This is a genomic window from Sphingobacterium puteale, from assembly GCF_050986225.1.
GTDB lineage: Bacteria > Bacteroidota > Bacteroidia > Sphingobacteriales > Sphingobacteriaceae > Sphingobacterium > Sphingobacterium puteale.
The window spans coordinates 3,982,004-3,997,779 of record NZ_CP158959.1 but is presented as its reverse complement, the minus strand read 5'-3'; the positions used below and the strand labels follow the sequence as shown (position 1 = coordinate 3,997,779).

9 protein-coding genes are annotated in these 15,776 nt (G+C 47.1%); 5 read left to right on the top strand and 4 right to left on the bottom strand.

Annotated elements, in window-relative coordinates:
- From ABTV71_RS16975 to ABTV71_RS16955, 5 genes are all read left to right on the top strand, one after another.
- The gene (locus ABTV71_RS16975; RefSeq protein WP_121125157.1) at nt 1–597 is read left to right on the top strand and encodes a histidine phosphatase family protein; all 597 of its coding nucleotides are present in this window, start codon (nt 1–3) and stop codon (nt 595–597) included.
- Between the two features lie 118 nt (nt 598–715).
- Entirely contained in the window at nt 716–1,597 is an 882-nt protein-coding gene (locus tag ABTV71_RS16970; protein ID WP_433900380.1) for a glycerophosphodiester phosphodiesterase family protein, read from the top strand.
- A 728-nt stretch (nt 1,598–2,325) separates the two neighbouring features.
- Nucleotides 2,326–5,316, top strand: a complete 2,991-nt coding sequence (locus tag ABTV71_RS16965; RefSeq protein ID WP_433900379.1) for a SusC/RagA family TonB-linked outer membrane protein — start codon at nt 2,326–2,328, stop codon at nt 5,314–5,316.
- A 19-nt stretch (nt 5,317–5,335) separates the two neighbouring features.
- On the top strand, nt 5,336–6,964 hold the full coding sequence (locus ABTV71_RS16960) for a RagB/SusD family nutrient uptake outer membrane protein (protein ID WP_433900378.1): 1,629 nt from the start codon (nt 5,336–5,338) through the stop codon (nt 6,962–6,964).
- 32 nt (nt 6,965–6,996) lie between these two features.
- Nucleotides 6,997–9,420 (top strand): beta-L-arabinofuranosidase domain-containing protein, encoded by a 2,424-nt coding sequence (locus tag ABTV71_RS16955; RefSeq protein WP_433900377.1) that lies wholly within the window; start codon nt 6,997–6,999, stop codon nt 9,418–9,420.
- Nucleotides 9,421–9,538: 118 nt separating this feature from the next.
- Here ABTV71_RS16955 and ABTV71_RS16950 read toward each other — a convergent pair whose 3' ends face one another.
- From ABTV71_RS16950 to ABTV71_RS16935, 4 genes are all read right to left on the bottom strand, one after another.
- On the bottom strand, nt 9,539–9,901 hold the full coding sequence (locus tag ABTV71_RS16950; protein WP_433900376.1) for a VOC family protein: 363 nt from the start codon (nt 9,899–9,901) through the stop codon (nt 9,539–9,541).
- A gap of 349 nt (nt 9,902–10,250) precedes the next feature.
- On the bottom strand, nt 10,251–13,085 hold the full coding sequence (locus ABTV71_RS16945) for a M16 family metallopeptidase (RefSeq protein WP_433900375.1): 2,835 nt from the start codon (nt 13,083–13,085) through the stop codon (nt 10,251–10,253).
- A 3-nt stretch (nt 13,086–13,088) separates the two neighbouring features.
- A complete protein-coding gene (locus ABTV71_RS16940; protein WP_433900374.1) occupies nt 13,089–14,438 on the bottom strand; it encodes a MutS-related protein in 1,350 nt (449 codons plus the stop codon).
- A complete protein-coding gene (locus ABTV71_RS16935; RefSeq protein ID WP_433900373.1) occupies nt 14,435–15,775 on the bottom strand; it encodes a MutS-related protein in 1,341 nt (446 codons plus the stop codon). The genes ABTV71_RS16940 and ABTV71_RS16935 overlap by 4 nt, the downstream gene beginning before the upstream one ends.
- Nucleotide 15,776 lies beyond the last annotated feature (1 nt).

Genomic DNA, 15,776 nt, shown 5'->3' with positions numbered 1-15,776 from the left:
ATGGTAACGATTATACTTTTAAGACACGGCGAAACGGCGTATAATGCCAATGGAAATCGGTATTGTGGACGTACGGATATCGCGCTGACTGGTAAAGGAGTGGATCAGGCCAAGCGTATGCAGCAGCTTCTGGAAGGACATAATTTTGAAGGGGTCTTCTGTTCTCCGCTGATCCGCGCCCGCCAGACTGCTGAGATTGCATCGGGTGCTGTACATGAATTACAGGTGGACAATAGATTGATCGAAATTGATTTTGGACAATGGGAAGGAAAGTGTTCGCCTGATTTTATTGCCGAGGATCCTCAGGCTTGGGAAAATTGGTTGCAGTCACCAGAGGATTATGCAGCAGGAAGAGTAGGAGAGACCGGACGTCAGGTGATCGATCGTGTCAAAAGTTTTTATGATGATATCTTACAGCGCTACGATGGTAAAACTGTTTTGATCGTTGGTCATAATGGAATCAATCGGCTGTTTTTAGCGTATCAGCTCGGGATGCCGCTGGCTAACTATCGACGAATTGTCCAGGAGAATTCTGCTTTGACACTATTTACTTTAGATAAAGTGGCTGGTTTTAATTTATTAAAATTGAATGCCTGAACTTTTTTGTGAATGGATCAATTGTCTATTAAGGAGCACAACGTATTCATTCATAGCGCAGGCTCTTGGTGTGAAGCGATATATACACAAATTTTTAACCGTTAAAAATAAGTTAGTGATGAGAAAAATAGGGTTTTTTATCAGTTTGTTAGCGAGTACGATGGCATTGGGGGAACTGCAAGCGCAGGAGCTTCATACGCTTGACTTTAAAACCTGTAAAGCGATGCGTGCATATTTTCGCTATTCACCTGGTAAAAAGATAATAAGCGGCCATCGTGGTACGATCGAAAATGGACTGCCTGAAAATTCAATCCCGGCATTTGAAGCAGTACTGAAAAAAACGCCTGCTATTTTCGAAATAGATCCGCGTTACACAAAGGACAGTGTTGCCATACTGATGCATGATGCAACGTTGGAGCGGACAACAAACGGAGTTGGCAAAGTTGCTGATTATACTTGGGCTGAACTTCAGAAATTGAGGTTGCGGGACAAGACGGGCAAGGTGACCCCGTATGGAATCAATACACTTCAGGAAGTGATCGATTGGGCCAAAGGTAAGACCATACTCAATCTGGATAAGAAAGACTTGCCATTGGCTAAGACTGCTGAAATCATACGCCAAAATAATGCGTATGCCTGGGTCTGGGTGACGGTGCATAATGTCGAACAGGCGAAATATTACCTTGATCAAAATAAAGATCAGTATTTGTCCATGCATATTAAAGACCGGGCAGCTTTAGCTAAATTTGAATCCTCGGGGCTACCCTACGACCGGATGATTGTTTATATCGGTTCTGAAATTGTGCCAGCAAATCAGGAAATGTACCGTTTTTTTAACAACAAAGGGGTGATGTGCATGATATCAACTGCGCCTAGCTACGATAAACTAGCAGAAAAAGAGCAACGTTACGAGAGCTATAGCGCTGTATTCGAAGACGGAGCTTCTGTTTTAGAATCTGATTTACCAATAGAGGTAAGTCGTGCGATCAGCCAGAAATAAATTGCCATAAGGAGTTGCAGACCGAGCCGAAGCTACGCTGGGCATCATCGTAAGCTTTGCGGCAAGTAGGCTACTCCGAAGCTGGCGACCTAAAGGCCCAGAGAAGTAACAAAAGGCTTGGTATTAATAACAAAGGGTATTCCTATTGCATGAATACCCTTTGTAATCCTATAAAATGAACCATACGCTCTTTGTTGCTAGGCTTTTAAGTTGGGCGTATTTGCCAAAGAATGTCCTTATATGTCCATATATACCCATATCTTTACGCAGGTCGTCTGCAATCAAAAACAATACTTATCTAACTGTGATTTTACATCCATCGATGTTAGAAAGCAATTACCTACGAATGGGCCTTCATGGATGAGTACCTGGAGAAGATTAGCATCAGTTTTACAGCTGAATGATAAGTATTGATATCTTTTTGTGGGATACTACAGGAGCGAACATCAACAAGAACGATTACCTCGACGGGCTGAGCAGACAAGCAGATTACTAGGGAGTGCGGAATAAGAACAGTGAAATTGGCGCTGACTCCTAGAATAAATTAAATGTTTGTTTTACATTTAATTTATTCTTATTTTCGATTTACATAACCAATGGTGTAAACTAAAGCAGCCACGATGTTTATATTCAGTTTTAGCGAAAGACAATTTTTTTTTAAGCTAATAAGTGTTGTTTTGACATTTAAAATGAAGCTTTGGTAGCTACACCTTATAAATAAACTTTTTATGAGATCAATTAATTTAACGAAGAAACGGATCAATTGGTGCGGATTGATCGTTTTATCCACGGCACTGTTACCTTGCCCAGGGTATGCGCAGGAGCAAGTGGCATTGAAAGGTAGGGTAGAAGGCCAAAATGGCAAGCCTTTGTCTGGGGTTACGATCTATTCGAAGACCACAGCCAAGGGTGCTGTCACGAGCAATGATGGGGAGTTTACCATTCCATCTGCTGCTGCAGACACATTGACATTTAGTTTTATCGGCTATGATACGCAAAAAGTAGGCGTCGGAGGAAGATCCAATCTTGTGATCAAATTAATTCCTAACAACGAACAGCTCTCCGAAGTGGTCGTTATCGGGTATGGCCAACAGCGAAAAGGAGATTTAACGAGTTCGGTTGCGACGGTGACATCCGAAAATTTTGTAAAAGCTCCTGTTCAGGATGCCGGCCAGTTGTTGCAGGGTAAAGTGGCCGGATTAAGCGTAGGGACAACAAGTGGAAACCCGACGGGTGGAAGCCAGATCCTACTACGCGGAAATACAACATTGTTTGGTGCAAATAGCGACCCATTAGTGATTATTGATGGAATCCCAGGAACATTAAATACCGTAGCCCCCGAAGATATTGAATCCATCGATGTGCTGAAAGATGGTTCGGCAGCGGCCATCTACGGGGTCCGGGGTACCAATGGCGTCATTATCATTACAACAAAAAGGGCAAAAGGCCAGGAAACAAATGTCATTGACTATGCCGGTTCGGCGAGTACACAGTCTATTTTGCGCCAGCCTCAGCTCCTCACGGCTACCGACTACCGGAGGCAGATCAAAGAAGGTACCCGTGATGCATCATGGGATCTAGGTTCGGATACCGACTGGTTAAAAGAAATTTCACAGACCCCTTTGACGCATATCCATAATTTGACATTTCGTGGCGGAAGCAGTAAAACAAATTACCTGGCATCAGCGAATTACCGGTATCTGGAAGGAATTCTGAAACGCTCCGATAATGAAACATTCAGCGGAAGAATTGATGTCAACCATTCGATGCTGGACAATAAGCTTAAATTCAATCTAAGCCTGCTCAATCAGACCAATAGCTTTACGCAGACACAAGATGGGGGAACGTTTAATGGGTATACCTATAGGCAGGCACTGATATTCAATCCAACATCGCCTGTATACAATGACAAGGGGGACTGGTTTGAACAGCCTAGTAATTTCAACTACGAAAACCCCCTTGCTCGTCTTTATGAGAGTGACGGCCAGACCCGTAGCGTAAATTCAAGGATGGCTGGTACGATCACCTATAATCCGATCGCTGATCTGAAATTAAGTTCGCTCTTTTCATACTCAAGAAATAATATCACGGCAGGCTATTCCGAGACCAAAAACCATATTTCCAACTTAAGAGATAGTCGGAATGGTTATGCTGCGCTCGGGAATAGACTGATCATTGATCGTCTGATGGAACTTACAGCGGAGTATACCAAGACCATCGGAAAGCATCGCGGTAGTATTTTGGCTGGTTATGGTTACCAGGAAAATGAAAATTCGAGCAGCTTTATCCAAAACTGGGATTTTCCGACCGATGTATTTGGTTACAATAATATCGGGCTAGGCAATGCAATAAAAGATGGTAAGGGTGCCATCGGCAGCGATAAATTTGAGACCAACCTGATCAGCTTTTTCGGCCGGCTGACCTATAGCTACGACGATCGCTACCTGTTACTGGCAAGTGTCCGCCATGAAGGGGCAAGCCAGCTCGTCGGTGCAAAAAGTCCATGGGGTACATTCTCGGCGATTTCTGGAGGTTGGCGGATCTCCAACGAATCCTTTATGGAAGATCAGACAGTCTTTGATGACTTAAAATTGCGCGCCGGATATGGGGTAACGGGAAATCCGCCATCTAACCTCTTTTTGGGACAGGCTCAATTGGGTTACGGTGGATATATTTATTCCAATGGACATTGGGTACAATCGCTTGGTCCAACTTCTAACCCTAACCCCAATATTCGATGGGAAGAAAAACGGGAAAGTAATTTTGGACTAGATTTCAGCTTGTTAAAAGGACTTGTAAGTGGTAATATTGACTATTATATCCGGGATATTAAAGGCTTGTTATATGATTATCAAGTGCCGAGCCCCCCAAACTTGGTTACGACAACAAGGGCTAATGTGGGAACCATGCGCAACAACGGTATAGAGGTGCTGCTCAATATAGCGCCGGTGCGTAAGCCCAATTTTGAATGGAATACCAGCTTGCTGTTTTCGACAAATACCAATAAGCTGAAGAGCCTGTCCAATGAATTATACCAAACGACAAATGATTACTTTACAACGGGCGGTACGGGCGAACCGATACAGACCTTCACGAATATTGTCTATATCGGTCAGCAGATCGGTGATTTCTACGGATTTAAGGTCGTAGATGTCGACGACAGCGGAAAATGGATCTATGAAAGTGCCGATGGTGCACGCGTAGCATACAACGATTTTGGACACACCTTCGAGGATAAAAAAGTACTCGGAAACGGCCTGCCAAAATACTATGCGGGCTGGAACAACAATTTCCGCTATAAAAATATTGATCTCTCTGTCACCATGCGGGGTGCATTTGACTATCAAATTCTTAATTTCCAACGTATGTATCTAGAAAATCCTAGCCTGCAGAATTATAACCGCTTGGCATCATCAGAGGATTTGGTATTTGGTAAAGCAAAATTAACGGCACCGCTTGAGTTCAATAGTTATTATATTGAAAATGGAGACCATTGGAAGATAGACAATATTACCCTGGGATATACTTTCCGAAATATGAAAAGCAAGTGGTTGAATAATGCCCGTATCTATGCAAGTTCGCTGAATACTTTTGTCATCACAGGATACAAGGGCATCGATCCTGAAGTAAATCGCTTGGGATTGTCGCCGGGTAATGATGACCGGGATAAATACCCAACAACACGCACTTTTACTTTTGGTGTTAACGTTAGTTTTTAATTCTTTAAAGATGTCAATTATGAAAAGAAATAATTTAGCAAAGATCTTATTTGTCGGCTGTGCTTTTCTTTCGGTCAGCAGCTGTACAAAATTAAAAGATGATTCCTATACAACTATTATCTCCAATAAATTCCAGCCGACACAAGATGACCTGGCCTCACTTTTGGGAACAGCATATTCCAACTGGCGCTTTTTGCTACTCGATTGGGATGGCTTATGGCGGGCCCAGGAACTCAGCGGTGATCAGGAAGTCATTCCGGCAAGACCGAATGGATGGGTCGATGGCGGAGTATATAAACGTATCCATCAACATACTTGGACTGCTGATGAAGGCATAGTGGTGCAAACTTGGAACAGAACGTTTGCCGGAATTACAAACTGTAACCGAATCATTTACCAGATCGAATCCGGTATGATTCCCGTAGCGGAAAATAAGGAGGCTGTCATTGCAGAACTGAAAGTCCTCCGGGCAGCTTATTATGCGATTTTATGCGACGCCTTTGGCAATGTCCCAATTGTAACGCAGTTTGACCTTCCCGAAGGCTTTCTTCCGAAACAAAATTCCCGTAAGGAGGTGTATGATTTTGTTGTCAATGAAATCGAATCCAATAGCAGTTTGCTCAGCGAAAAGAATGACAAAAGTACGTATGGTAAATTGAATAAATGGGCAGCAAATGCGTTGTTGGCGCGTATGTACCTGAATGCCGAGGTGTATAGCGGTACGGCACAGTGGCAGAAAGTAATTGCCACCTGCGATGCAATTATCAACTCAGGTGCAGGCTATATGCTGGAAAATAACCAAAAGAACGTATTCGTTACCGAAAACCAGAATTCGAAGGAGATCGTATTTGCCCTGCCGTTGGATGAAAATTATACCAATAACTGGAATGCATTTGACCTTCATATGCAGTCACTTCCTTCGGAAAGTCAGGCGACCTACAACTTGCTTTCGGCACCATGGGGCGGTATGTGTGCGACACCTCAGTTTATTCGTTCTTTTGATCAAGATGACATTCGGAATCAACGTAACTGGATTCAGGGACAGCAATATTCTTCTTCCGGACAACCTCTTGTCGTAGGGCTCGGTGCATATAAGGACAAACCTTTGCACCTGATCAACGAGGTTCCTTCGATTGATGCCTCCGAAACCATCCACGGTTTCCGTTTGGGTAAATTCGAAATTAAGCAAGGGGCGGCGGTACAACTCAGTAATGATTATCCGATCGTCCGGTATGCCGAGGTTTTGATGATGAAAGCGGAGGCACTCTTGCGAACAGGTAAGGCCGATGAAGCTGCACAGATTGTGACGACAGTAAGGCAGCGGGCTTTTCCAGATCAGCCTGCCAAAGCAATTGTTACTGGCAGCCAGCTACAGGGGGGAAGTACTTATGATTACGGTCAGCGTGACAGCGACGGAAGTACCAAGGAGGGGGGAGCCGATATCAAATATGGTCGATTTCTGGATGAATTGGGTTGGGAATTCGACCAGGAAGCACACCGGCGCACAGACTTGATCCGTTTTGGCGTTTTCAGCACTAAATCGTGGCTCTCACATAAGGCTACCAAGAATGCAACACGTAACGTGTTCCCAATTCCACGAGCGGCTTTGAACACCAATTCAAACCTGGCTCAAAACCCCGGTTATTAGTAATAAAGGTGAAACGGAAAATGAACGTTAAGATGAAAAAACTAAAATGTTATGCAATAATGACGTCGCTGTTGGCCATTGCCTTTTTTGCTGAAAGTCAGGGGCAGACTAAAGAGGTAAAACAATACGATTATCCCATCGAACCTGTTTCGTTTGTGGATGTCAGGTTTACGGACAGGTTTTGGGCGCCGAGGCTCAAGATCAACCAGCAGGTGACCATTCCGATTGCGCTGCAGCAGTGCTACTCGACGGGAAGAGTAGACAATTTTAAAAAAGCGGCGGGGATGATGAAGGGCTATTTCAATACGGAATATCCTTTTGATGACACGGATATCTACAAAATCATTGAGGGAATGGCCTATTCGGTGCAGACCAACCCCAATGCTGCACTGGAACAGCAGATGGATTCTTTGATCTATTATATCGGAAAGGCACAGGAGCCAGACGGTTATCTCTTTACTGCGCGGACCGCTGCTGAACCCGGTAAGCTGCATGGCTGGGTTGGAAGCAAGCGCTGGGAGAAGGATCCGGACCTGAGCCATGAGCTGTACAATGCCGGACATCTGTACGAGGCGGCAGTGGCTCATTATATGGCCACGGGCAAGCGCTCGTTGCTGGATATCGCCATCAGGAACGCGGATCTGCTGGTCAAGGATTTTCTGGTGGGTGGCCTGAAATACGAACCAGGACACCAGATCGTCGAAATGGGGCTTGCCAAGATGTACCGGGCAACAGGGAAAAAGGACTATCTGGACTTGGCAAAGTATTTTCTCGACCTCAAAGGAAAGGGTGTCCGCGGTGAATATGCCCAGAGTCACAAACCAGTCGTCCAGCAGGAGGAGGCCGTGGGCCATGCGGTACGTGCTGTATACATGTACTCTGGAATGGCCGATGTCGCGGCATTCACGGGCGACAAGGCATATCTGAACGCGATAGACAGGATATGGGACAATGTGGTGGATAAAAAATACTATGTCACCGGTGGGATCGGCGCCCGTGGTCATGGGGAAGCATTTGGCGATAACTATGAGCTGCCAAACATGTCGGCCTATTGCGAAACCTGTGCCGCCATCGGCAATGTATACTGGAACCACCGCCAGTTTCTGATGCATGGTGATGCCAAATATTATGATGTCATCGAACGTACCCTGTACAACGGTGTGCTCTCGGGGGTAGGCCTCGCCGGCGACCGCTTTTTCTACCCCAATCCCCTGGCATCGGAAGGGCAGCATGCGCGCAGTGAATGGTTTGGCTGTGCCTGTTGCCCGAGCAATGTCTGCCGCTTTATTCCATCCATCCCGGGATATGCTTATGCGCATAAGGACAACCATATCTATGTCAACCTCTTTGTCGAAAGCGAAACCATGATCGACCTGGCCGGAAATAAGGTGCATATTGCCCAAACGTCCAATTATCCCTGGGAAGGCAATACGGCAATACAGGTCAGCCCCGAAAAACCGGACGCCTTTGTACTGCTGCTCCGCATACCGGGATGGGCTGTTGACCGCCCGGTTCCTGGCAAGCTGTACACGTACCTGAAACCGGAACGGAAGGAGGTTGAGATCAAGATCAATGGTCAGCCGGTTGAATTCACGGTTCAGGCAAATGGTTATGTCAGTCTCAGCCGCCAATGGAAAAAAGGCGACCGGGTCGACTTGGTACTGCCCATGGATGTGAAACGTACGATCGCCAATGATCAGGTGAAAGAGGACAGGGGCAAGGTGGTCCTGGAGCGGGGTCCTATTGTTTACTGCCTGGAATGGCCGGACAACAATGGGAAGGTTTCCAACGCCGTGCTGACAGATGATGCGACCGTGGAGAGCAGCTATCAGTCTGATAAGCTCAACGGTATCGTGACCCTCACGATGAACGGCAAGAGTACTGCCCGCGATCCGCAGAACAAGATCGTCGAAGAGGATAAACAGCTCACTGCCATTCCTTATTATGCATGGGCCAACCGTGGTGCTGGTGAGATGGAAGTCTGGATTCCCAGAACGGTGGAATATACAAAACCATTGCCTGCTATGACAAATTCGTCGCGTGCAAAAGTAACCTCTTCCAAGGGTGTAAACGCTTCATTGGCGAAAGTGAACGATGGCTATTGGCCTAAGAGCTCTTCGGACCGTGATGTCTCCTTTTATGCATTATGGCCAGCGAAAGGCTCGCAGGAATGGATAGCTTATGAGTTTGAAAGACCGGTGCAGATTTCCCGGGCAAGTGTCTATTGGTGGGATGACCGACCTTGGGGCGGGAGCAGAATTCCAGATAGTTGGCGTATAGAATATCTCGATCTAAATGGCAATTGGGCCGAAGTAAAAAATACGACAGCATACACGCTTGAACAAGACAAGACCAATACGGTTACTTTTGAACCCGTTTCTGCACAAAAAGTCCGGTTAAAATTCCGGATGGGCAAAGATGTATCCGTAGGGATCTACGAGTTTGAAGTAAAATGATGTTATCCTGTACAACAACTTAAATGGGTGCTTAAGGAAAAGGTATCTATTTTATTTAGGTGGTTAAAGAAAGCCGTGTCAAAATCATTTTTGGCGCGGTTTCTTTTTTTGATAAGCTTTAAGACGATGGCCCCATTTTACTATAATCTGTCAGCCCTAGTTTGTTCCCAAAGGGATCATTGAATTCAACGGCATAGCCGGTCATAATCTCAAATGGTTCACTCAGAAATGATATGCCCTTGGATGTAAGGTCTTTGTAGGCCGTTTTTACACTTTCCACCGTAAACCATATCGTCGGCTGGGCATGTCGGGTGCTTAAGATAATCGCCGGCTCGTTGGCGCCTACCCGGAATGCTGTCATTCCTTTGTCCGTAAAATCAAATTTGACTTCCAGACCAAGCTGCCTGCCATAAAATTCTTTTGCCTCTTCCAGGTTATCTGCCGGAAGAAAAAAGTTGTCGTAATCGCTGATGCTGTTCATAGCTGTGAAATTTGCTAAATGATATCTATTTTTTCATGATACGAATGTAGGCATAACCACTTCGGTTAGAGGTGACAGCGATCATATTTTCAGGTGATTGTGCACCATATGCACAAATCATTGCAGACATGTTTTTCACCTTATGCATATCGGACGCCAGCGCTCATGCCCACAGCTGGCCATTGCCGTAACCGAATCGAAATGCTGGACGATTGAATCACACAAAAATGTGATGGAAAGGCCTCGGGCAGGGAATTAATTTTTTGGGGGGGATGGCGTTCGCTAATAAGCAAGCCGTTTGAGAACACTCAAACGGCTTTTTGGATATAATTAAACAAACAACAGCAACTTAATCTTTTTGGGGATATAATGTAAATCTGAAGAGGTGCTCAGGCTGTAAATATTTTTGTGCGAGCTGTTTCACCTGTTCGGCGGTGATAGACCGGATCAGATCACTTTCCTTAAAAACGCGCGACGGGTCGAGCTGGTCAACGGCGCTGCTGAGCAGGTAGGAAAGCCAGAAGCCATTGTATTGAACCTGCTGACTGCTGCTCAGCAATTTTTCGGCGATGTACTTATCGATATCTTCTTGGGACGGACCGTGCTGGCGGATCAGCTCAATCTCTTCCAGGGCTGCTGCGACCAATTTGTCGACCTGTCCTGGTGCGGTTGTAAACGAGATATTCATGCCAAACCGCTTTCTGGGATTTTTGGCCAGTGACGGAGATACACTGATGGAATAGATACCGCCTTCTTTCTCGCGCAGCCGCTCAGTCAGCTTGATGGTGAGACAACTCGAAAGGGCATCCATCAGCAGGTTGTTGTATTCGCTGTAGTCATCATAAGTACTCAGGTACGCCATGGCCACCGTGGACTTTTCTTCTTTTCCTCTGTAAATGGACCGGCTGATCCCCTGTGCCGGCGGATATGCACCGTTATCCACAAATTTTTCTTTGCGTCCGAGGCTCGGGAGTGTGGCCAGATACTGTTTGATATAAGGATCTATGAGTGCACGGTCAAAGTTGCCGACGATGACGAAGGTGAAATCTGAAGCGTCGGCAAATCGGTCCTTGTAGATCTCATATGCGCGGTCGATATCAATCTCTTCAATTTTTTGAATGGTGGGCCCGGTCTTACGTGGATCGTTGTCGTAGAGCACTGCAGCAATCGAATCCGTAAAGAATGTACTGGCCTGCTGATGCCGGTTTTTCAGTGACAGTATTGTCTTCTCGAGATTGGCTTTGTTGATGTCGCGGTCGAGTCTGGGCACTGTAAAATAAGCATACAATAGTTCAAATGCGGTCTGCATATCTTCTCGGCTGGACTGCGCCTTGATACCTTCACCGATCTCATTGATGAAGGGACTCGCCGATGCGTTTTTTCCATTGAGGTAATGAGAGAGCTGTAGTGAGTTGAAAGGACCTAATCCGCTGCTCGTCACAATATTGGCCGCATTGGTTGCGGACTGGAAGTCTTTAAGCGAATAGCGTGAATAGCCTCCCGGGCTATAAGAAGTCAGTAGGATCTCGTCATTTTTTAGGGTTGTGGGCTTCAGGATCACTTTTGCACCATTGCTGAGCATAAGGGTCTGGGTGCCCACCGTTTTATTGTCCGTTTCACTGATGATGCTGCCCGGCTGCGGCAGCGCTGACAATAGCTTGTCGGCGAGTGCCGCTTCCTGATAGGGACTCACATCCTGCTGTAGCGCGAGATTGATCCAGCCGTCCAATACCGCTTCGCCGGGGATCTGTTTGAGGTCATCATCGTAAACCAGCACCATATCGCGATCTCTTTGTCCTTCAAATTCTCGGCCATGGGCCAGGACATCGGAAGGGCTGATTTCATCGATGGCTTTGAGCAGTACCGGCTGCAGGAAACGGAATGAAGGAGCTGGTTCATCTTTGAGGTAATGTGCCAGGATCTGGTCCATATGGGACTTAGAGTCAGTCTTGTCATATTCTTTGAGGCTCTGGATCAGCATACTTCGGTAGTCTGATTTTAGGCGGTTAATCTCAGTCGCTGTAAATCCGTATGTGGCAATCTGTCGCAGCGTGTGATAGACGGCATGGATGCTGGACTGTAGGCTATCTGGCTTGGGCATGATCTGTATGCTGTTGGTCTCCAGGTTGCCCACGAGCGTACCGTTGCTCAGGGAGGCCGCAAGATAGGGTGACTGTGACCGTCGTGTTTGTTCGGCCAGGCGCATATTGGTCAGTTGAATGTAGAAATCTTTGGCCAGTGAATTTTTATAGTCTGCCAGCTTTCGTGTCTTTTGGACCTGCCGTTTATACAGGATCTGCAAGGAGGTCTGCGTGACTTCGGGATCGGTAAATTTCATAAACTGTTTTTTTCCAGTCAGGGTAATCGGATAGCTCTTGGACACGGGCGCATTTTTTGGATTTTTTAGTCCAGAAAACTGGGCAATAATCTGCCGCTCCATGTCGTCGGGATCGATATCGCCGACGACGATCAGTGCCTGCAGTTCAGGGCGGTACCAATTTCTGTGAAACTGCCGTATTTCGTCATATCTGAAGCTGTTGAGTACTTCATCTGTCCCGATGGGCATGCGGTAAGCATACCGGGACTGGTTGGTCAGCAATGGAAATGTCTTTTCCTGCAGCCGCTGCGAAAGCCCTCCGCGCTGCCGTTTTTCTTCGAGAATAACACCACGCTCCTGATCGATATCATCATCTTCAAGTAGGGCACCGTCTGCCCAGTCGCGCATGATCAGCAAGCCCTGCTTTAACAGTTCGGGGTCGGTGGTCGGCAGAGGCAATTGATATACCGTCTCCTCAAATCCGGTATACGCGTTGAGATCGGCACCAAAGCGAATGCCCGATTTTTGCAGATAATCAACGAGGGCATTTTTCGGAAAATGGGTAGTGCCGTTAAAGTTCATGTGCTCCAGGAAATGGGCGAGGCCCTGCTGTTTGTCTGTTTCCTGCAGTGACCCGACCTTATTGGCCAGATAAAATAATACTCTCTCCTTGGGCTCGGTATTGCGCAGGATAAAATATTGGAAGCCATTGGGAAGCTTCCCGGTCTTAATGTCCGGATTGAGCGGGATACGGGCTTCATGAGCGGTGGCCGTTGCGGTATTTAGCTGCTGTGCATAGCTCAGCCGGGGAACTGCCGATCCGAAAGAAAGGGCCAATAATGTAAAAAATAGGGTAGTATGTCGCATATCTTATATGTTTTTGCTGTTTTGTTCTAATAATTCGAGTACTTTTTCTTTATGGATGAGTACCATACCATGCTTATCGCTGCTGATTCCGTCAGCTGAACGGTAGCTGTAATAAGGAACTTGTCCACGCATCGTCGTGGGCATATAGACAAATTGTATGTTGCTGTTGTCCTGCTGCAGCTGCTCGCCGACCTCAACAATATGGGTCGAAATCAGATACTGGCAGTTGTGATGCTGCTGAAAAGCGCGTGTCACCGTGAGCGTTGCTTCAAAGGCATCTTTGACGTTGGTGCCCTTGAAGAGTTCATCAAAAATGATGACCATATTTTTGCCCTGACTGACATAGGTCGCCACCTTTTTGACACGGAGTACCTCGGCGTAGTAATGGCTGTGGCCTAGATCGATGTTGTCGGCAACATTGATGGAGCTATATAATCCGTCTTTCACTGAGAAGCGCATTTTAGCTGCTGCCACGGGCAGGCCGAGATGGGCAAGGTAGATCGCGATGCCAAAGCTCTTCATATAGGTGGATTTGCCTGCCATGTTGGCCCCGGTCAGAAAGATCAGGTTGTGGCTGCCATTAAATTGAAGATCATTGCCCACCGCATCGGGGATGGCAGGGTGGTATACCTCGTGCAGTTCAATCGCCTGCTGATCTGGGGGCAGGACCTCTGCCTGTACAAAATGACGCTGGTTGGCGACCTCGGCAATGGACTGATACAGATCAATATGATAGATAGCGGAAAGACTCTGCTGAATTTCCCTGGCCCATCTGTACCGCAGCTGATAGTCGCAGCGTGCAGCGAGAACAAGTGGTAATGTATCTGTATGTGAGTCAATCTGCTGCTGCAGCTGCTGCAGCAGGCTGTGTTCGCTGTGCAACCATGACTGTTCGAATATGCTGTCCTGAAGCAGACCATCTGTATCGTGCTCCTGCAGGAGTGAAAGATAGCTGGCGAGCTCAAGCATGATCCGGAATGTTGCGCGGATGCCTGATTCGGTATGTTTTTTTTCTTCTTTCAGCCCGAGCACAGCGAGCAGCTGCCGACGGGCGGCACGGAGCAGGGCGACATTCAAACCGCGGCCGGAGTAACTGTTGGTATAGCTCTGGGCGGTATCGAGGTCTTCCGGACGGATTTGGAACCGGCGGGGTAGCCTCCGAAAAAAGGAAATGAGTGTGCTCCGCCGCCGGATAGCTTCGCTGTCGGCGAGGGGTTGCTCAAATAGTTTTTCCAGCAGCTGCTCCCCGCCGAAGGTCTCGGTCTTATTGTAAAGGGAAAAGATTGAGTCCCTTTTATATTTTCCGGAAATATTGAGATCTTGAAGGGTCTGTTTATCAATAATGAAGCTCATGAGTCCAGTTGTTTTTGTGAAGTTAATAGATCAATGATGCCTTCGTTTTCTATGATGATCATGCCGTGTCTGTCTGCCGAAATCCCCTGTTGCAGGTGATAGGTATAACTTGGGCGGCCCTGCTGCATGACTGTAGGCAGAAAGACAAATCTGATGTCGCCGTGCGATTGCTTCAGCTGTTCGCCGGCCTCCAGAATATGGGTCGAAAGTACAAACTGACATCTGGGGTGCTGGTATAGACGGGAGACAACCTCCACGGTACCTTCGAGGGCATCTTTGACATTGGTGCCCCGAAACATTTCATCGAAAATGACAAAGAGCTTGCGGCCTTCGGCCAGCTGCTGGGCCACTTTCTTGATGCGCAGCACTTCAGCAAAAAAGTGACTATAGCCCATCGCGATGTTATCCGGCAGGTTGATCGAGGTAAATATGCCATCTCGTGGGCTGAACAGCAGTTTTTTGGCCGGTACCGGAAATCCTACGTGGGCCAGATAGAGAGCGATTCCCAGGGATTTCATAAACGTGGATTTACCAGCCATGTTCGCTCCCGTCAGAAAAGTGATATTGTGAAGGCGATCCATGGCGTGATCATTGCCTCTGGCATTGACGACGAGCGGATGGAATACACCTTCAAAAATGAGCTGATCCTGCTGGCTGCTGTCGACGATGGGAACCACAAATTGGCGCTCATGGGCGACCTGAGCGACGGTCCTGTAGACATCAAAGGTATATATATCGCGTAAGATGTTCAGCAGCAGTTCTTTCTCCTCAAACCGGAGGATGTTGTCATATTGGATGACTATTTCGCGCGGCAGCCGCTGTTTGTCCTGAAGCAACGGAATCTGTTCCAGACCACTGTCGGCAAATTTCAATTCCCATTTTTTCAGTTCTTTCTGATAGCTCTCGGAGTGATCTGCCCGCGAAAGTCGGATAAGATCCTTCCAGCAATGGATAATCTGGCTGCAGGCGATGATGCCTCCGACGATCTTCTTGTACTCGCTGTCGCCTCCGACGAGCTGCTGAAAGCGTTCTCTGAGCGAAAGGCTGCCCCCCTGCAGACGGCTGCGCTCGTCTGCCATATCGAGGTAGAACAGGGCCTGGTCAAACCAGCTGGACTGGAAAGGAAAGGCCATGGACTGTTCCATAAAATACCGGATCGTTGCTGTACGGTCGACGATCGACAGCGCATCGGATAGGGGGTAGTTAAACCATTCTTCCAATAATTCGGCTCCACCTGATGTTGTGGTCTTGTTGAAGATGCCAAAGATGGACTCTGCACCTCTGGCCCCAAAGATCGACAGGTCGTCTCTGGTCTGCTTGTCTATAATCAATCCCATG